19 protein-coding genes and 1 pseudogene are annotated in these 18,808 nt (G+C 39.9%); 15 read left to right on the top strand and 5 right to left on the bottom strand.

Translation table 11 applies throughout. From position 1 onward, the window contains the following. The first annotated feature begins 191 nt into the window (after positions 1 to 191). The 3 genes from BG00_RS00860 (at position 192) to BG00_RS00850 (ending at position 2,359) form a co-directional block, all read left to right on the top strand. Positions 192 to 1,226 carry an NAD(P)H-dependent flavin oxidoreductase gene (locus tag BG00_RS00860; RefSeq protein ID WP_036979959.1) on the top strand — a complete coding sequence of 345 codons (1,035 nt, stop codon included), beginning with the start codon at positions 192 to 194 and terminating at the stop codon, positions 1,224 to 1,226. A 6-nt stretch (positions 1,227 to 1,232) separates the two neighbouring features. Then, positions 1,233 to 1,799 (top strand): Crp/Fnr family transcriptional regulator, encoded by a 567-nt coding sequence (locus BG00_RS00855; RefSeq protein ID WP_036979957.1) that lies wholly within the window; start codon positions 1,233 to 1,235, stop codon positions 1,797 to 1,799. 62 nt (positions 1,800 to 1,861) lie between these two features. Beyond that, complete coding sequence (locus tag BG00_RS00850) at positions 1,862 to 2,359, top strand: YgjV family protein (protein ID WP_036979954.1); 498 nt, start codon at positions 1,862 to 1,864, stop codon at positions 2,357 to 2,359. Positions 2,360 to 2,398: 39 nt separating this feature from the next. Here BG00_RS00850 and BG00_RS00845 read toward each other — a convergent pair whose 3' ends face one another. Continuing rightward, the gene (locus tag BG00_RS00845) at positions 2,399 to 2,914 is read right to left on the bottom strand and encodes an NUDIX hydrolase (protein WP_036979951.1); all 516 of its coding nucleotides are present in this window, start codon (positions 2,912 to 2,914) and stop codon (positions 2,399 to 2,401) included. A gap of 226 nt (positions 2,915 to 3,140) precedes the next feature. On the opposite strand from BG00_RS00845, the gene BG00_RS00840 reads away from it, so the two are divergent. The 5 genes from BG00_RS00840 to BG00_RS00820 are packed head-to-tail and all read left to right on the top strand — an operon-like array spanning position 3,141 to position 8,661. Next, positions 3,141 to 4,481 (top strand): sigma-54-dependent transcriptional regulator, encoded by a 1,341-nt coding sequence (locus tag BG00_RS00840; RefSeq protein ID WP_036979949.1) that lies wholly within the window; start codon positions 3,141 to 3,143, stop codon positions 4,479 to 4,481. Between the two features lie 17 nt (positions 4,482 to 4,498). Continuing rightward, positions 4,499 to 4,708 (top strand): hypothetical protein, encoded by a 210-nt coding sequence (locus tag BG00_RS00835; protein ID WP_028834349.1) that lies wholly within the window; start codon positions 4,499 to 4,501, stop codon positions 4,706 to 4,708. An 18-nt stretch (positions 4,709 to 4,726) separates the two neighbouring features. Then, positions 4,727 to 6,211, top strand: a complete 1,485-nt coding sequence (locus tag BG00_RS00830) for a sensor histidine kinase (protein ID WP_036979946.1) — start codon at positions 4,727 to 4,729, stop codon at positions 6,209 to 6,211. A gap of 1 nt (position 6,212) precedes the next feature. Further along, a complete protein-coding gene (locus BG00_RS00825) occupies positions 6,213 to 6,674 on the top strand; it encodes a response regulator (protein ID WP_036979943.1) in 462 nt (153 codons plus the stop codon). 25 nt (positions 6,675 to 6,699) lie between these two features. Continuing rightward, positions 6,700 to 8,661, top strand: coding sequence for an ATP-binding response regulator (locus BG00_RS00820; RefSeq protein WP_036979940.1), 1,962 nt, complete (start codon positions 6,700 to 6,702; stop codon positions 8,659 to 8,661). 32 nt (positions 8,662 to 8,693) lie between these two features. Here the strand turns inward: BG00_RS00820 and BG00_RS17920 are convergent, their stop codons facing one another. Then, positions 8,694 to 8,954 (bottom strand): substrate-binding domain-containing protein, encoded by a 261-nt coding sequence (locus BG00_RS17920; RefSeq protein ID WP_253861343.1) that lies wholly within the window; start codon positions 8,952 to 8,954, stop codon positions 8,694 to 8,696. Positions 8,955 to 9,229: 275 nt separating this feature from the next. On the opposite strand from BG00_RS17920, the gene tnpA reads away from it, so the two are divergent. The 5 genes and pseudogenes from tnpA (at position 9,230) to BG00_RS00795 (ending at position 13,034) form a co-directional block, all read left to right on the top strand. After that, positions 9,230 to 9,463, top strand: a complete 234-nt coding sequence (gene tnpA / locus BG00_RS17590) for an IS66 family insertion sequence element accessory protein TnpA (protein ID WP_036979937.1) — start codon at positions 9,230 to 9,232, stop codon at positions 9,461 to 9,463. After that, entirely contained in the window at positions 9,412 to 9,549 is a 138-nt protein-coding gene (gene tnpB / locus BG00_RS18515; protein WP_445322838.1) for an IS66 family insertion sequence element accessory protein TnpB, read from the top strand. The genes tnpA and tnpB overlap by 52 nt, the downstream gene beginning before the upstream one ends. Positions 9,550 to 9,668: 119 nt before the next feature. Continuing rightward, a pseudogene (tnpC, locus tag BG00_RS00805) lies at positions 9,669 to 11,192 on the top strand (IS66 family transposase). A gap of 3 nt (positions 11,193 to 11,195) precedes the next feature. Next, positions 11,196 to 12,170 (top strand): putative glycoside hydrolase, encoded by a 975-nt coding sequence (locus BG00_RS00800; protein ID WP_051498215.1) that lies wholly within the window; start codon positions 11,196 to 11,198, stop codon positions 12,168 to 12,170. Between the two features lie 243 nt (positions 12,171 to 12,413). Then, entirely contained in the window at positions 12,414 to 13,034 is a 621-nt protein-coding gene (locus BG00_RS00795; protein WP_036979931.1) for a fumarylacetoacetate hydrolase family protein, read from the top strand. On the opposite strand, the gene BG00_RS00790 is transcribed toward BG00_RS00795, so the two are convergent. The 3 genes from BG00_RS00790 to BG00_RS00780 form a co-directional block, all read right to left on the bottom strand. Continuing rightward, positions 12,967 to 13,899 (bottom strand): ABC transporter substrate-binding protein, encoded by a 933-nt coding sequence (locus BG00_RS00790; RefSeq protein ID WP_036983301.1) that lies wholly within the window; start codon positions 13,897 to 13,899, stop codon positions 12,967 to 12,969. The two genes, BG00_RS00795 and BG00_RS00790, sit on opposite strands and share 68 nt — an antisense overlap. 123 nt (positions 13,900 to 14,022) lie before the next feature. Next, the gene (locus BG00_RS00785; RefSeq protein ID WP_036979928.1) at positions 14,023 to 15,075 is read right to left on the bottom strand and encodes an aldo/keto reductase; all 1,053 of its coding nucleotides are present in this window, start codon (positions 15,073 to 15,075) and stop codon (positions 14,023 to 14,025) included. A gap of 12 nt (positions 15,076 to 15,087) precedes the next feature. Then, on the bottom strand, positions 15,088 to 15,519 hold the full coding sequence (locus BG00_RS00780; protein ID WP_024601547.1) for an acyl-CoA thioesterase: 432 nt from the start codon (positions 15,517 to 15,519) through the stop codon (positions 15,088 to 15,090). 565 nt (positions 15,520 to 16,084) lie between these two features. Here BG00_RS00780 and dinB point away from each other — a divergent pair. Both dinB and BG00_RS00770 read left to right on the top strand, forming a co-directional pair. Then, positions 16,085 to 17,140, top strand: coding sequence for a DNA polymerase IV (dinB, locus tag BG00_RS00775; RefSeq protein ID WP_036979925.1), 1,056 nt, complete (start codon positions 16,085 to 16,087; stop codon positions 17,138 to 17,140). A gap of 110 nt (positions 17,141 to 17,250) precedes the next feature. Then, positions 17,251 to 18,786 carry a M17 family metallopeptidase gene (locus BG00_RS00770; RefSeq protein ID WP_036979922.1) on the top strand — a complete coding sequence of 512 codons (1,536 nt, stop codon included), beginning with the start codon at positions 17,251 to 17,253 and terminating at the stop codon, positions 18,784 to 18,786. The last annotated feature ends 22 nt before the right edge of the window (positions 18,787 to 18,808 follow it).

Below are 18,808 nucleotides of genomic sequence, written 5' to 3'. Positions count from 1 at the left end.
TAACAAATTATGTAATAGGGTAGGTGCAAAACCAAAGCCAGTTGGGTGATAGTTTATAATAATTCATAACTTTTTGTTAATAATGGTTTTTATATTACTTCATACAAAAATCTAGATTTTGTTTGTTCGTTGTTTTTGCTATGGTTCTGTAAATACTGCAAGTTGTTGAAAAAGTTACAGGGAGTAGTTAGATGATACAGTCATTGTTTAATATCGATTTACCTCTTATTCAAGCGCCCATGGCGGGCGTACAAAGCGTTGAGTTGGCTGCAAGCGTTTGTGAAGCTGGTGGGCTAGGGTCGTTGCCTTGCGCTATGTTAACGCCAGCACAGTTAGTTGAACAGCTCTACTTGCTTACTCAAAAAACAGATAAACCATTTAATCTAAACTTTTTTTGTCACACGGTTACAGATTACACCAGCCAACAAAAGCAGCAATGGCATAATATGCTGACCCCTTATTTTGCAGAGTATGAAATTGACCCGCAAAGTTTAACCGCAGAGGCATCCCGTCAGCCTATAAACCAAGCCGTTGTAGATATTATTGCTCCCTATAAACCTGCAGTTGTGAGTTTTCATTTTGGTTTACCTGAGCACGCTATTGTGGCGCAAATAAAAAACTGGGGCGCTAAAGTAATTTCAACGGCGACCACTTTAGATGAAGCTATTTGGCTCAGTGAAAATGGCGCTGATGCTGTTATTGCTCAAGGTTTAGAAGCTGGTGGGCATCGAGGGCATTTTTTATCAATGGATTTAAGCTTGCAACAAACCACTGAGCAGTTAGTTAAGCGTTGTGTTGAGCATTTATCATTACCGATTATTGCTGCAGGAGGTATTGCAATGCCAGATGATGTAAAGCATATGAAAGCGCTGGGGGTAAGTGGAGTTCAAGTCGGTAGCGCTTATTTATTATGTAAAGAAGCAAAAACATCTGCTTTACATCAGCAAGCTATTTTAGAGCAGGCTCAAGATAGCACCGCGCTTACTACTTTGTTCTCTGGTCGAGCCGCGCGGGGTATTCAAAACCGCGTCATGCTCGAGTTAGGTACTATGCCTGAGGGCGTGCCTTCGTTTCCTCATGCTAGTAGCGCAATAACAGCATTAAGAACATGCGCTGAAAAAGCAGGCCAAAGTGATTTTTCGCCTTTATGGTGTGGTCAGAAGTATGTGCCTCGGGTGGGGGTATCAGCTGCGGATATTACGCATATTTTAATGGAAAAATGGTAATGTTTAATGTCTGACAACCCACTTTTATCGCTTGGCGATAGTTACGAAGTGCTTATAAATAAGCTTAAATCACAATTGGCAGGTATTTACCCTCAACAGCTTGTCGCGCGCAATACCGTGTTATTGCCCCAAGGCGATGTACAGCGTTATGGCTATTTAATTATGGAGGGGGTTTTAGGTGCTATTCATGATGATATTGATGGCGGGCAAAAATGCAAAGAGTTTTATTTTAAAAATGAGTTTGCATTGCTGTTTGCCAATTGGATGACCTCAAGCCCCGCTTTTTATCAATTAAAAGTAATTAATGAGGCAAGTGTAATTAAAGTACCGCTAACACTATTTGAGCAAGCACAGTACCAACTCATTAAGCAGCAGCTCATTGCGCAGCAACTAATATTTAAAGAAGCCAAAGAAGCATTTTTATTACTCAACAGCCCCGAGCAGCGATACTGTTACTTGCTTAAACATAAACCGCATTGGTTGGCGCAGTTAAGTTTAAGCCAAGTGGCTATGTATATAGGTATTTCGGCCATTTCGTTATCACGAATTCGTAAGCGACTTAACTTAAGTTAAGTGCTGTTTATATAAAGCACTATACACTCCTCATTTTTATGCCTTAAGTGCCTTGGAGTGTTATGTTTTTAATTGCCCAATCATTGGTTGCCGTCGCGACTTTACTCGACTTAGCTTCATTTCAGTTTAAGTCTCGACGTATTATCTTATGTTGTTTATTTACCTCTGTGTTATTAACCTCAGTCCACTTTTTTATTTTGGGTTATAACAGTGCCGCCTGCTTAATGCTTATTGCCGCGTTACGTTATTTTTACTGCATATACTTTAAGCATACTTGGGTCATGTTTGGATTTATGGCAGTGAGTTGTTTAGCCGTTTATTTAACATGGCAAGATTGGTTTAGTGGCTTTGCGCTGGTGGCGACATTAATACAAACCATTGCTTCATTTCAAAATAGAGACTTGCACTTAAGGTTATGTATGGTGGTGGGAACCTCTTTTTGGATAACGCATAATATTTTTGCTGGCTCCCCTGTGGCAATAATTATGGAAAGCCTATTTTTAAGTAGTAACTTATTTGGTTTATATCGATTTTATATTAGTAAAAAAAAGTCTTGCTGAACCTCAAATAGGAACGTAAAATGCAGCAATGTAAACTTATTAAAAGAACTGTTTGGCAATTTCTTTTAATAAAAAGGTTTCTCGAATAATCGACAATCCTTGTTTATCGCTATTAGCTAATGTGCGTTCGTTGTGAGCTATCGCCTCAAAAATATTTACCCATTTAGCTTGCATACCATTTTGTTGCTCATAGTGCTCAAGCTGTGCTTGGCCGAGTTGTTCGTTAATTTCGCATACATAACAGTATGACTTTATATGAATAATATCAAAGTCATCTTTGTACCAAGGACGATATTCTTCATAGAGGCCAAACTCACTGCAAATTTTTATATTTTGCGCGCCAGTTTCTTCATTGAGCTCTCTGATAAGTCCTTGTTTAATGCTTTCATTTGAGTCTATGCCACCACCGGGTAAACTGAAATCGTCATAGCGCTGAGTGTACATTAATAAAATATGCTGTTGTTTAAATACAATTGCGCGAGCAGTAGGGCGAGTAAACTGACAACCATGAGTAATATTAATAGTGGGGTGAATAGTGGTTTTTAATAAGCGCATAACGACTCCAGCAATAAAGGTAAATTATATCAGCTGGTTATATTAATTACTTCATTGTTAAAAAGTAATTAGCTGCAAAGCTTGTTAATTTCAGCGCTTATACATATATCTTAGTTATAATAGCGAATTATAAAAAAATAAAATGTCATTGTTTTGACCATGCTCTGTATATCTTTCATTTGTTGAAAGGGGTGAGTAGAATAATAAAAAAGCATAGGGATTAATCATGTTAAATATACTTTTAGTTGATGACGACATCGAATTTAGTGATGTTATTTGTCACATTGTTGAGTTTCTTGGGCATAATATTCAAACTGCAACCAGTTTAGAAGAAGCGCATCAGTGGTTTGAGAATAATTCCTTTGATCATATATTACTGGATTTCATGTTACCCGATGGTAGCGGCTTGCACTTATTAGATCATTTGAAAATGATTGGTCAATCTCCTAAAGTCACGCTTATTTCAGGGCACCCATCGGTTAAGGGGATTTTAGCCGATATGTGTGAGCCCAATGTAACGCATTTATTAAAGCCGCTGCAGCGAGAAGATTTAGAACTGGTTTTAAATGGTTCTAAAAAAACTGTTAAAAAAGCTAAGAAAAACGCTATCACCCATCATTTTGATACCTTAATTGGTGAATCTGAGGCAATGCAAAAGCTCTATACTATGATAGAACGTGTTGCTAAAACACAGGCTAACGTAATGTTAGTAGGTGAAAGTGGTGCCGGTAAAGAAGTGGTTGCACAAGCGATTCATAATGCCAGTCAATGCGAAGGACCTTTAGTTGCTAGCAACTGTGGCGCCCTTTCAAAAGAGCTTATTGGCAGTGAATTATTTGGTCATGAAAAAGGTGCCTTTACAGGGGCGATAGCCCGCAAAGAGGGCGTGTTTGAACAGGCAAATAATGGCACCTTATTTTTAGATGAAGTCACTGAAATGCCCATTGGCATGCAGCCTAATTTATTGCGCGTATTAGAAACAAAAAAAGTAACAAGGGTAGGTGGCAACCGAGAAATTCCAACTAACTGCCGCGTTATTTCTGCGACCAACCGTTCTTTAATCGATTTAGCCCAAAATAATATTTTACGTGAAGATATTTACTTTAGGCTTGCCGTATTTCCTATTGATATACCGCCATTACGTGAACGAAAAGACGATATTCCATTACTGGCAAAAGTTTTTTTAGAGCAGTTAAATGACGAAAATGGCACTGCTTTTAGCTGGACGAACGAGCAACTTAAAGAGCTGCAAACGTACGACTGGCCAGGTAATGTACGCGAACTTCGTCACGCTATTCACCGCGCTTTTATTATGAGCGATCCACAAACAAGCGATGTGGCACTGCCAAATAACCTAGAGTCACCTTTTTCACGAGTAAATAATCAAGCTCAGGAAAATCAGGTTTCTGCAGGGCAAACCATTGAAGAAGTTGAAAAAGAGCTTATTCATGCAACACTCGATAAAGTACAAGGTAATAAAACATTGGCTGCACAAATGTTAGGTATAAGTACTAAAACGCTTTATAACCGCCTTAACGCATATGGTGGCATTGGCGAATATAAATAAAACAACATGAGGATAGTATGGCATTAACTAAACAAATAAAGCCTTTAAACGAACTAGTACATGATGCGCGAGCACCGTTAAATCGTATTTCAATGAATGCTGAGCTTATCAAGCTAGTACTTGAAAACGATATGCCCGTCGAAAAAGCACTCGAGGCACTCGATAAAATAATTGTTAATTGCCAAGCATGTAGTGACAGTTTACAGCTTATTTCAGACTCAAAATAATAAAAACCAGGACGATAAATGATTAAACGCAAACAGCAAGGCAAAGCAAATGTTATATGGGCGTTATTTATCTCCATAATACTATGCATTATTGTAGGTAATGCATTTTTAGCGGTTAATACCATACAAGGCTTAACGCGTACTCAGCAAAGTTTAGATAATACTAATATGCTAAGTACAGCCATTGAGCAAATGCATCTCTCTGTAGTGCAGGCTGAATCAGGGCAGCGCGGGTATTTATTAACGCAGGACGATGATTACTTAGTTCCATATTACGATGCGATTGCACAAATTGAATCGCAAACCGATTATGTTCGCTCTTTAAACTCTGAAATTGAGGGGCAAGCTGAGCGTATTGCAACGTTAATTTTATTAGTTGATAGTAAAATTGCTGAGCTTAAAAGCACAGTTCAATTAGCATTAAATGACAAAGAAGAACGTGCAATGCTCATACTCAACTCTCATAAAGGGCGTGACCTATACCGAGAGATTCGTGTACTTGTTAATGATATTCAAGATCGAGAGCTGTTATTTAAAGTCAGTCACTTTTCTAAATTAGCGCAAATAAAAAACGAGGCAAAAATTACTTTTGCAATTACAGCCATCACGAGTGCTTTACTTATTGGTGGTATGTTTTTACTTGCGCGGCTTAACTTAAAAAATGCGGCGGTATATCGAGCTGAGCTCGAAATGCAAAACGAAACCTTAGCCAGTAAAGTGACCGAACGTACCCAAGAACTTACGTTATATTCTGATGAGTTAAGTCGCAGTAACCGTGAGTTAGAAGAGTTTGCTTTTGTTGCCAGTCATGACTTGCAAGAGCCGCTGAGAAAAATTCAAGCATTTAGCGATCGTCTTGAAAGCATGTTTAAAGACGAGTTAGGTGAAAAAGGAACTGACTACATTGCTCGAATGAAAAATGCTGCGCAGCGCATGTCTAATTTAATTAATGATTTATTAGAGTTCTCTCGAGTAACAACTCGAGGTAAAGATTTTACCGACACCAATCTAAATAGCATACTTAATGATGTTTTAAGCGATTTAGAAATAGCCATTAACGAGTCTAATGCGCAAGTGATAACGGTTGATATGCCAATCATTCAGGCTGATCCGAGTCAAATGCATCAGCTGTTTTTAAACTTAATTTCAAATGCTGTTAAGTTTAGAGCGCCTAACGTAAACCCTGTTATTGATATTAGCTTTGAACGAATTAGCGAGTTTAGTGAAGACCATAATAGTAAAGTAAGTTGGCATGTTATTACTGTAAAAGATAATGGTATCGGCTTTTCAGCTGAGTATGCAGATAAAATATTTGTGCCATTTCAGCGTTTACATGGGCGTTCTCAATATAAAGGAACCGGCGTTGGATTATCTGTATGTCGCAGAATTGTAGAGCGACATGGAGGAACTATTAAAGCAATAAGCACCCCTAACGAAGGCGCAACCTTCATTATTAAACTACCTGTGGATGCAGAGTTATTCACATTACAAGGAGAGGCATAATATGCCATTAACAAACGTAAAACCCATTATAATTTTAATGGCAGACGATGATGAAGATGATCGTTTATTAACCCAAGAGGCTCTCGCTGAAAGTCGCGTTTTAAATGAATTACACTTTGTTGAAGACGGTGTAGAGCTTTTAGAGTATTTAGAGCGTACAGGCAAGTTTGAAGATAAAACCCTGTCACCAAGACCTGGCTTGATTTTACTCGACTTAAACATGCCGAGAATGGATGGACGTGAAGCACTTCAAGCGATTAAAGCCAACCCTAATTTAAAAGGTATTCCCGTTGTTATTTTAACTACTTCAAAGCAAGAAGAGGATATGGTTAAAGGTTACGATTTAGGTGCGGCGTCATATATTACCAAGCCAGTAACTTTTGATGGTTTAGTTGAGTTGATGAAAACGTTAGGTAAATACTGGGTTGAATTTGTAGAGCTACCAAGCACGTTTAACGATTAAGCATATAATTAAAATAGGAGACGCTATGTTAGCAAAGGCAACGAAACTGCTATTGGTTGAAGATGATGAAGATGATTATATTCTTACTCGTGACTATTTAGAGCAGCTCAGTTCCCATGTGTTTAACATAGAGTGGATAAGCTCTCCTGAGCAGGCAATACATGTACTAAGTAAAAATGAGCATGATATTTGCCTGCTTGACTATCGCTTAGGTGCCTCAGATGGCTTAAGTGTTTTAAAGCAAGCAATTAAGAATGGCTTTTGTGGGCCTATTATCATGTTAACGGGGCAATCTAACGATGCGCTAGATTCGGCTGCGCTTGATGCTGGTGCGGTTGATTACTTAGTTAAAAGTGAAATGAGTGGTAGCCGGTTTGCCCGTTCTATTCGTTATGCTTTAGCGCGCCGCGATGTAGAAGATGAGCGAGTTGAACGTTTAAAAGCGGAGGCTGAAAACCGTTCAAAAGACCGCTTTTTAGCGCATTTAAGCCACGAACTACGAACTCCCTTGTCGTCTATTTTAGGCTATACCGAACTACTTATGCTCAGTGATTTTAGCAAGCAAGCTGAAAATGAGTTGGGTGTTATTTATCGTAATGGCAAGCACTTATTGAGCTTACTGAATGATGTTTTAGATTTATCTAAAATTGCAGTCGATAAGCTTGAGCTAAGCTTGGGGGATGTTAATCTTGATAGCCTAATGGCCGACGTGTTTACGCTAATGCGTGTATCAGCCCTTGATAAAGGTTTATCATTAAAATTTGAATCACTGGAGCCTTTGCCATTAGTTATTCGTGTAGATGCTACTCGGGTTCGACAAATTCTCATTAACCTGATCAATAATGCGATAAAATTTACCGAGCAAGGCGAAATTATCGTTAACGCATGGACAGAGACGGAGGCTGATCGTGAAATGCTCTTTTTTAGCATTAAAGATTCAGGCTTGGGTATTGCTCCAGAAAAACAAGCACTCATCTTTAAGCCTTTTGAGCAAATTGCAGATGTAGAGTCGCGCTCAGTAGGTGGTGCGGGCTTGGGATTAGCTATTTGTTCTGAGCTACTTAGTCGTATGCAGGGTACTATTTCATTAGATTCTTATGTAGGTGAGGGCTCAACGTTTACCATTTCCTTATACCCTGGTGATATCAGACAGGTAGAGCGCAATTTATTAAAACTTGATTTAACCCCCAACATGCAGCAAAAAGTAGCGCCATGCGAAGTAAGTGGTAAAGTGTTGGTGGTGGATGACTTACGCGATTTACGCGTGTTGGTTGGCCATTTAATTGGCTCAGCGGGTGCTGATGTAGATTATGCTGATAATGGCAAACAAGCGCTTGATAAGGTTAAAAAGCAACTCGCAGAGGGGCGCGCCGCTTACGATATTATATTTTTAGATATTCATATGCCGGTGATGGGTGGAAAAGAAGCTGCCATTGAACTTAGAAAGTTAGGGTTTAAAGGGGCGATTATTGCTTTAACCGCGGCCACCATGAAAGGTATTCATAACGAACTAACCGCGCTAGGGTTTGATGATATGATTGCTAAACCTGTGGATTCCAACTTACTTTACCAATGCTTAGAGTCAGCGCTGGGGAAAAAAACACAGCGTGTTTCATCGATACAACCAACGCCAAAACATAATACTAGCATAAAGCGTTTTTTATTAGTGGAAGACGATGCTGATGCCGCACAAATAACTCAGCTTTTATTAGAAAGCTTGGATGTAGAAACCACTATTGCAACTAGTATAGAGGCGTGTTGTACAGCGCTTAAACAAGACAGTAATTACGACAAAGTATTACTCGATATGCATTTACCCGATGGTTCAGGTTTAGAGCTTGCTGGGTTTATTAAAGAACACTATCCCGATATTCAACGAGTTATTATTAGTGGAATGGAGCCTGATGCCGTACACATTAGGCAGCTAGAAATAGAGCAAGTTTTGCTTAAACCAATAAACTTGGCGCTATTAAGTAAACTTGTTTAACGCCACTATTTGCCAATTTATATAATAATTAGCTAGGTAATATTAACGACCGATTGGCGTATGACTAATTCGGGCTGAAATAAAGTTTGAATAGGCTGTACGCTTTTTTGATATACATGGCTCAGTACCCACTGTGCAGCTACTTTACCCATTTCATCTATTGGGTAATTAATAGTGCTTAAAAGGGGGTATACATGGCGGGTAAAGAACACGTTATCGTAGCCTATTCTTGAAAGTTGTGCGGGTAGTTCAATGCCATGATCTCTGGCACTGACCATTGCACCCGTTGCCATTTCGTCATTGGCGCACACTAAGGCGGTAATGGAGGGATTTTTTTATAAAGAGCAGTAAATCCTTCGTAGCCGCTGTCCTCTATAAAGTCGCCTTCATACAAACTGTTTTCATTAAACTCAATGTCGTGTTCAGCAAGTGCTTGTTTATGTCCGTTTAAACGCTCTTGAGCGTCTTTTTTTCATAAAGGACCGCTAATGTAAGGTAAGCGTCCGAGCAACGACACCTGAGTGGATTTAATTAATTGAAAATACCGTCAGTTTCTACTGGAGGTATTATGCAAAAAAGAACCCTTAATGACTGGCAAAAATTGATTGAGCAGCAACAAACCAGCGGCTTATCTATTGTCGCATTTTGTAAAGAAAACATGTTACCCACTTCAAACTTTTATAAATATCGGTCTAAGTTACAAGACGCTGCAAAAGCACCTAAATTGTTGAAAGTGAACTCGAACTGTCAGTGCTATCCGGTGCCGTGTTTGTTTTTTGTAATAAAAGCCGAGATAAGCTGAAGATATTGTATTGGGATAACACAGGCTTTGCCCTGTACCCTAAACTTAACCGAGCAACAATTACACTGGTTATTATCTGGGTATGATGTCATAGGGCATCAACAAATCAACATCGAAAACGCTAGCATTATTTAGATCGTCGCGGGATCAATATTAACCATTGCATTACGCTAGTTTACGGTAAAAAACATTATAAAATAAAAGGATGAATATTGATGTTAACTGCCTTGCAGACGATCCGGCTTTGCTTAAAAAGCTGCTGGCAGAGCACGCTGAAAAATTAGCGCAAGCGACTGCAAGAAACCGTTATCTAGAGGAACAGTTCCGCCTAGCGCAACAAAAACAATTTGGTAAAAGTGCCGAAGTCTTTGACGCACAAAGTGAATTGTTTAATGAAGCCGAAGACATCATTGAGCAACCTGATAGCTTGCTACACAAGAGATTAGCTACACTCGCAAAACACCAAAGCGCAAACCATTACCCAAAGACTTACCCCGTGAGCAAGTGATTCATGACATTGCCGAAGAAGACAAGGTGTGTAACTGCTGTGGTAATGAGTTGTATAAAATGGGTGAAGACGTCAGCGAAAAGCTCGACTTCGTCCCCGCAAAGATAAAAGTCATTGAGCATATTCGCCCAAAGTACGCGTGTCGTGAATGTGATAAGTCAGGGTCGAATAACAGTATTAAACAAGCCAAGATGCCAAACATGGCCATCAACAAAGGCATGGCCACGTCCAGTTTGTTAAGTCAAATCATCACCAGCCAATATCAATATGCACTGCCACTGCACAGACAAGAGTCGATGTTCAAGCAATACGTCATTGAGCTTAGCCGTAAAACCCTGAGTGACTGGGTACTCGCATCCGCTACCTTGTTTGAACCGCTGATACAACGACTGAAACACGCGTTACTTAAACAGCCTGCGATACATGCCGATGAAACGACGGTCAATGTGCTCAACGCCGACAAAGTAAAAAGTTACATGTGACTATATTGTACCGGCACGGATTCGCCATCGGCTATAAATAAACACAACCCAATACCAAACATTGTGCTTTACGACTATCAAACCAGCCGGGCTGCTTCCTGTGTGGTTAATTATCTGGATGGCTATTCGGGCTATTTACAGGTTGATGGTTATCAAGCGTATACACAAACGCAATCAACACTCGTTGGTTGCTGGGCCCATGCACGTCGTAAATTTATAGAAGCAAAACACGTGCAGGGTAAAAACAAGACAGGCAAAGCCGACGTAGTCTTGAGTCTTATTCAAAAACTGTACGGCATTGAATCAAAACTCAACGATAAAACACCAGCACAAAAGCATGAAATAAGGCAAGAGCAAGCGAAATCTATTATCGATAAACTGCATAAATAGCTAGAGCAAAATCAGCCACGTTTAGTCGGGAAAAACAAGTTAGCAGAGGCAGCAACCTATCTCGCTAATCAATGGCATAAGCTTATAGTTTACCATTGAAAATGGTCAGCTTAATATCGACAATAACCGCGCCGAGCGCGCTATCAAACCATTTGTTATTGGCCGTAAGAACTGGATGTTTAGCCAAACCTCACGCGGCGCAATAGCAAGCGCTCACCTATACAGCATCATCGAAACTGCAAGATCCAACGGCTTAACGCCATTTGATTACATCATGCATTGCCTCGATGAGCTTTGTCAGCCTGAGCCAGACATAGAACAATTATTGCCTTGGAATGTCAATATCTAGGTGATGATCACCGGACGTTTACCATACGCAGAAGTTAATGGTGATGTTGATAACCTCGAATACCAGCGCGGTAATAAAAGCGACTTAGCGCTACTGCGTAAGTTTAAAGATGCGGGAATCCCTGTTGTTTCATTATTTATAAGCGGTCGCCCTATGTGGGTTAATGCTGAGCTTAACGCCAGTGATGCGTTCGTTGCTATTTGGCTTCTAGGTAGTGAAGGCGATGCAATTAGTGATGTCTTGTTTAAAAATGCAGACGGTTCAATTAATCATGACTTTAAAAGCAAGCTATCGTTTTCCTGGCCGAATAATCCAATCGATAATGAAAACCGTAACGACGGAGGTTACAGTCCATTACTTCCTTATGGTTTTGGTTTAACTTACAACGATAGTAATGTCTTAAAAGATGACCTGGTGGAGCAAACTCAACAGACTGAAAAACTGGATGATTTAGTATTGTTTGAGCGTGCAATTAAAGCACCGTGGTCACTGGTTTTAAAAAGTGGTGAGCAACAAAAAACGGTGGCGAGCAGTCGCGAGTCATTAGGTGCGGTGAGCATCCAAACATTTGATAAAGAGGTGCAAGAAGATGCCCGTGCAATTCGTTTTAATGGCCAAGCGATGGCTGGGGTTAATTTAGCGGCTGCGTTTCCATCTGACTTACGTTCATACGTTGAAAACAATGGCCAACTGCAAATGCAAATTAAAGTAGATAAAGCCGCAGCTAGTCCGTTATGGGTTGGTATGGGGTGTGGTGAGAATTGTCAGGGTAAGTTTGATATTGCTGATAACCTTGAGCAATCAGGTCAATGGCAAACATTAAACATCAACTTAAGTTGTTTTGCAGAGCAAGGTGTTGATTTAGCACAAGTGTTCCCCCCTTGGCAGTTAAGCTCGCAAGGTGATTGGCATGTATCTATTGCTAAGCTGGCTATTACAGCAAATGCTGCCGAGCAAAGTAGTGTTACTTGTAAGTAGTCAATAACCTATTAATAATCTATCAATAAGCAGGTACTAAATGTACCTGTTTATTGCTTTAAAAACGGGTATACAAAAACCTACCAAATTATACACGTCTACTTTTTATTTCAGTCTGTATCATTGATTATATTTAGCTCAGTAGTAGTCATAAAAGCATGATAAAACTGTATTCGCTTTTGCGTTAATAATTTGAGAGTATGCCAAAATATTAAACGCGTTTTGTAATTAACAGGTGAGAAAATGAATCAAATAAAGCTGGCTTCGCAGAGCATACAACCTTCAAAAATAGTCTGTGTGGGGCGTAATTACAGTGCGCATATAGCTGAATTAAACAACGAACACCCAGAGCAAATGGTGGTTTTTAATAAGCCTAATAGCGCGATCACTGATACCTTACTCGCTACTCATCTTGGCGATACATTGCACTACGAAACAGAGTTATGCTTTGCGGTTAAAAATAAACAACTTGTGGGCGTGGGCATTGGACTTGATTTGACTAAACGCGCTTTGCAAAGCAGCTTAAAAGAAAAAGGCCTGCCGTGGGAGCGTGCTAAAGCATTTGACGGTTCAGTTTTATTTAGTGAGTTTATTGAATTAACGCCAGAGATGACATCGTTTATATTTGAATTACATATTGATGGCAAGCCGGTTCAACATGGTGATAGCCAACTTATGTTGCACCAACCTGCACAAATATTGGCTGAGGTTAGTCAGTTTATGAGCCTCGAAGAAGGCGACATTATTATGACTGGCACGCCTGCTGGCGTAGGGATGGTTAATACTGGACGAGAGTTTAACGTTGCTCTTTATTCTGGTCAGCAGTGTTTATTGGAGCATCATTGGTCTGTGAGTCAAAGTTAATTATGTGTTGATAATATTGTTTATCAAAATTATCGATATGTTCACTTAGCCAGTGTCGCTGGCTTAGTTGATGAGCAGCTGATTCTAGTATGGTACTTTCTAATGCCGCATTAATTTTCTTAATTGCCTGATTAGCAAAATCATTAGGCGCATTAGTCGCACAGCCTACAGCTCCTTTGATTAATGAGCGCGTATTTTGAGCTATGGGTATACTAACTATTTTTATAGGGTGTTGTTGCTGGTTAAAGTAACTGGCCATAAAAGGGTAATCGAGCGAGTAGTCTAAAAAGCCATGCCTCAACCTATCGATCACAACGCCACTCTCATTATCACTACTTAAGCTCAAGGACACGTTATGATGGCTCAAAGAGTTTTCAATAATCATATTTATGTGTGGTGAAAAACGTCGTGCTGCGGCTTGTCCATAGGTAAAGCGTTCATCGCTAAGTAAACTAATTAAATTTATAGGATTACCATGTGCTTTAGTAAGTGTTTTTGCTTTTTGGTTAGTTGTAATAATACTAAACTCAGGGTAAATAGAGGTAGGACGTGAGTATGTATAGACTTCGTTGGTGCTCTTTTTATGGATTACGCATGGAAAGCAGACATTTTTGCCTTCTTTGATATATTTATTAATTCGTTTTTGTGGAACAAATAATCGAGTATGTTTTACATCCTTTATACTACTGATTAGTTGCTTAGTTAAATTGTCACACAAGCCCATTTGAGTATTCTCTGAGTTTAAGTGAAAAGGCGGTGTGTTGCTTTGTAGCCATAAAATTTCAGTGAGCTGATTTTTAGATTGGCTAATACTGTTACTCGAGAATATTAAAAATAGCAGGCAGAAATAACGAGCTGTATCCATAAAAAGCTGATAATTCTTTATTAAATGACTGTATTTAATTATACCTTGGCGCTTAAAAAATAAACATAAAAAATAGCAAAGAATCAACATTATTGAATAACATTTACCCTTTGCTTGATTTCATTAGTAAGGCATTGGATTATTTCTAAATATGATATCAATCGCTGATAACACGTCATCGCTCAGTGTTAGGTCAAACGCATCAATGTCTTCCTTTAATTGCGCCATAGTAGTGGCACCAATAATAGATGATGTCACTCCATCAACTTGATTACACCAAGCCAGCGCTAATTGAGCTGGGGTGATAGCGTGTGCATGGGCAAGTTCAACATACTCTTTGGTCGCCTTTTGTGATTGTGGCGTATCACGAAAAATACCGTTACGCTGCATAAATGTCCAGCGAGAGCCTTCAGGGCGCGATCCATTTAGGTATTTACCGGTTAATAGCCCTGCGGCTAATGGTGACCAAGGTAAATAAGCAATATCTTCATGTACACATTGTTCTATTAAATAAGGCCAATCTTTGGCATGTACTAGGCTAAACTCGTTTTGGATAGACACCATTTTTGGCAAGTTATGCTCTTTTGATAAATTTAAAAATTGGCTAATTCCCCAAGGCGTATCATCAGAAAGCCCACAATGTTTAATTTTTCCTGCTTTAACACACGCATCTAACCCCTCTAAAATATCAAGCATATCAGCGGTGTGTTGTTTTGCATCTACCTCGGTAAATTTAAGCATACCAGGCCATTGCCTAGCAAAGTGAGGGGTACGGCGATTTGGCCAGTGTAGCTGGTATAAATCAATATAGTCGGTTTGTAGGCGTTTTAGAGAATGATCAACCGCATCAATAACAGCTTGGCGGGTAATATTGCCGCCATCACGGATCCAAGAAAGCCCATTACCGGCAATTTTAGTTGCAATAACAATGTCTTTTCGTTTTTGTGAATTACGTGCTATCCAATTGCCTATAATTTCTTCTGTTTTACCGTAGGTATCGGGAGAGGGAGGAACAGCATACATTTCTGCTGTGTCAATAAAGTTCACACCCTGCTCAAGCGCATAGGCTATCTGTTGGTCGGCATCATATTGGGTGTTTTGTACTCCCCAGGTCATGCTACCTAAACACACTCTTGAAACGCTAACCCCACTGCTGCCTAATTGACTATATTGCATTGCTAATCCTAATTATTCGGTTTGAGAGTTTGCTTTTAAAGCCGATAACAATGGCTCAGTGATCGTGGCTTTTTGGCCTGTTTTAAAGTCAAACATCACCACTTTTGACATGCCGGTGGTTGTTATCGCGTTTTGCGCATGACTAAACACACTGTAGTTCATTACAAAGCGGTCAGATTTAATATCACTAATGGTAATACCTACGCTTAATGTGTCGGGAAAGGTAACGGGACGCTTATAACGAATATTATTTTCACTGATCACAGGGCCTGTGGCTTTAGCATTGATAGTATCAAATAAATTTAATTTATTTAAAAAGTCGATTCTGGCTATTTCAAAATAACGAAGATAAACACAGTTATTAACATGCTGTAGGGCATCCATATCGCCCCATGCTACAGTAATGTCGGTATGAATAGGGTGTTGTTGTTTAAACGTTTCCATGTATTTATTGCTCTTAGTTTTAAAGCATTTAGATTAGCAATATGGTCGGATGAGCTCAAGGGAATTATAACTAGGGGTGGAGCTACTCTGTATTGCCCTCATGGATGTAAATAAGGGACGTAAGCAGAACATGGAAGCTTTGCGCCTTTTTTATTTAAACCATTAGGCTATAAACCTTGCGCCGCGGGTAAACTGCCTCAGATTGAACAAACCTTAACCTTAAAAGAACAACAGTGCTAAATAAAAACCCTTGAGTAAAAATTGTACCTCTTTAAATTCATGGCTATAGTAACTATTAACACACAAGGAGATAACTATGCAGGATATAATTAATTGGTTATTGGCATGCACCGTTTTTATAGCGTCGTTTACTTGTTACGCTATGGGTAATGAGGCTGGGGCAATTGTTTTGATTTTATTAGGCTTTTCTTTAGAAATTTTATTTTGGATGTATTGTTTTAATAAGCCAAAGAAAAGTAAACGCTCTTTTTAAGCAATAACATGCTTGCTAATTAAAAGTGATTCCACAATAATGGCTGTATAAATAAACAGTTATTATTGTGTGATGAAAAAGTTTATTCATATAGATATGGACTGCTTTTATGCGGCCGTAGAAATGCGCGACAATCCTAAGCTTGCCAGCGTACCACTGGCAATTGGCGGAAATAGTCGCCGTGGAGTGCTCTCTACCGCTAACTATATTGCCAGAGAGTATGGGGTGCGCTCTGCTATGTCTAACTATCATGCCAAACAGCTTTGCCCTGACTTAGTTATTGTGCCTGGCAGAATGACTGTTTATAAACAAGTATCAACACAGATCCGCGCCATTTTTAACCGCTATACTGACCTAGTAGAACCTCTTTCGCTTGATGAAGCATATTTAGATGTGAGCCACAGTACTGCTTTTAAGGGCAGTGCAACGTTAATTGCAGAGCAAATTCGTACCGATATTTTTAATACCACAGGACTGACTGCATCTGCAGGTATTGCCCCAATAAAGTTTATTGCCAAAATAGCCAGTGATGAAAATAAGCCTAATGGGCAATTTGTGGTATTGCCTGAGCAGGTTGACTCGTTTTTAGCCCAATTGCCATTAGGTAAAATTCCAGGAGTGGGTAAAGTAACTCTAGAAAAGCTTAATTTAAAAGGGTTATACACGGGGCAAGATGTGCGCGAAAAAGGGGCTAATTGGATGCAACAGCATGTGGGTAATTTTGGTGTGTCGTTATATCAAAAGTGCATGGGTGAACATATAGGGCGAGTTTCAACTGAGCGGGTACGTAAGTCATTGAGTGTGGAACATACTTATGAATACAACAAAAACAGCCTAGATGAATGCCTTGAACAATTACCGCAACTGTTAGATGAACTCGTGGTTCGATTAAATAAACAGCAACTACAACATAAAATTAATAAATTAAGTGTTAAAGTTAAATTTGCTAATTTTGTAGTGACCTCAGCAGATCAAGCTGCGCATCAATTAAACACGGCTATTTTTAAAGAGTTACTCGCCAAAGCCTACCAACGTGGATTACAACAACCGGTGCGCTTATTGGGAATTGGCGTGGGTATTAAAAACCAACCAGAGCATAATTTACAGCTTAGTATTTTAGATGTGTAAAACGCGTAACTCCAAGTTGCCAGTAAGTAAGCAGGTTATCGCAGTACACTGGTTATAAATTGCTAAATAAATAATAATAGGGACTACGTTTTCTAACAGGATCCTTTTTTATGGCATATCCAAAAGCAGTACTGGCAAAGCCGGTAAGTGCAAGCCTAGATTGTACATCGCATGATGCACTTATTATTATCAGCAACGACTTTTCTCATTTACCAAATACGCCACTGCGTGATGCAATTTTAGACCAAGCCCAAGTAGACTCTCGCATCGGCAACCAAGTCACCTTGTTAGTGATTGCCGGTAAACGTGTCGTGTTAGCGCCAACAGGCCCTTTAAATAGAGATTATGATGACGTTCGTCGTTATTTTGATGCAGCCAAATTAGCCATTAATGAGGCAAAAGCATCAGGTAGTGTTAACCCTGCTATTTATTTACCCGCTTTAAATACAGATGGCCGTTATCAACACGCTCTTGAAGTGGCTTACTTAGGCGCATGCCAAGCATTATGGCAACCCCTAGAAGCGCGTGAATTTCATGGTCAAGGTATTGAGCCTATTACTCAAATAGGCTTAATTGATGCCAATGAGCAAACAATTAAAGCAGTCAATGCGTTAGCTGCCGGGCAATATGCCGCACGTGATTTATGTGGCACCGAGCCTGAGCGCATGGCCCCCCCACGTTTTGCCGATTACTGTAGTGAGTTATTTGAAAATAGTGCGGTGAGCGTTGATGTGATTGATGATTTAGCTGCCATTGATAAGCATTACCCCATGCTAAGTACCGTTGCTCGTGCGTCGTATGCGGTAGAGCGCCATCATCCACGCGTTGTTAAACTTGAATACGTGCCTGAGGGTGAAGTAACCCGAACACTGATGTTTGTTGGTAAAGGTTTAGTCTATGACACGGGCGGTGCAGATTTAAAAGTCGGTGGTTTTATGGCGGGCATGAGCCGCGATAAAGGCGGTGCGGCCTCGGTTGCTGGATTTATGAAAGCAGTAGCAGATTATCAGCCTAAAGGCGTTAAAGTGATTGCCTTTTTGGCGGTTGTACGCAACTCCATTGGTTCAGATTGTTTCGTCCCTGATGAAATAATTACTAGCCGTGAAGGTGTACGAGTACGTATTGGTAATACCGATGCCGAAGGGCGTTTAGCTATGGGTGATTTACTTAGCGAAATGAAAGATTTAGCTAAAAACGAAATAAATCCAACGTTGTTTACAGTGGCTACTTTAACAGGGCATGCTGCGCGCGCGATGGGACCCTATGGCGCATATGTTGAGAATGGACCAGCGCGTAGTGCTAATATTTCACGCCAATTGGCCGATTGTGGTGATTTATGGGCTGACGGTGCTGAAGTGTCGCGTTCACGCCGTGAAGATTATGATTTTATAAAACCACGCACTTTAGCTGACGATGTGCTTTCTAGTAATAATGCGGCTTCTGCTGTCACAGCGCGCGGCCATCAATTCCCTATGGCATTTTTAGCTGTGGTAGGTGGATTAGATAAGCATGGTAATGAATCTACTTTACCACTTCCTTATGTACATATGGATATTGCTGGTAGTGGCGTTGAAGGCGGCGACTGGCAACATGGTAAACCAACTGCAGCGTCAGTTAGCAGTTTATTTGCCCGCTATTGTTTATAATTTTCTATAAATAATCCTAAAA

The sequence above is a fragment of the Pseudoalteromonas sp. SCSIO_11900 genome, from assembly GCF_000576475.1.
Classification (GTDB): Bacteria; Pseudomonadota; Gammaproteobacteria; order Enterobacterales; family Alteromonadaceae; genus Pseudoalteromonas; species Pseudoalteromonas tetraodonis.
The sequence above is the reverse complement of the archived record's forward strand: the minus strand, read 5'-3'. Positions and strand labels throughout refer to the sequence as shown.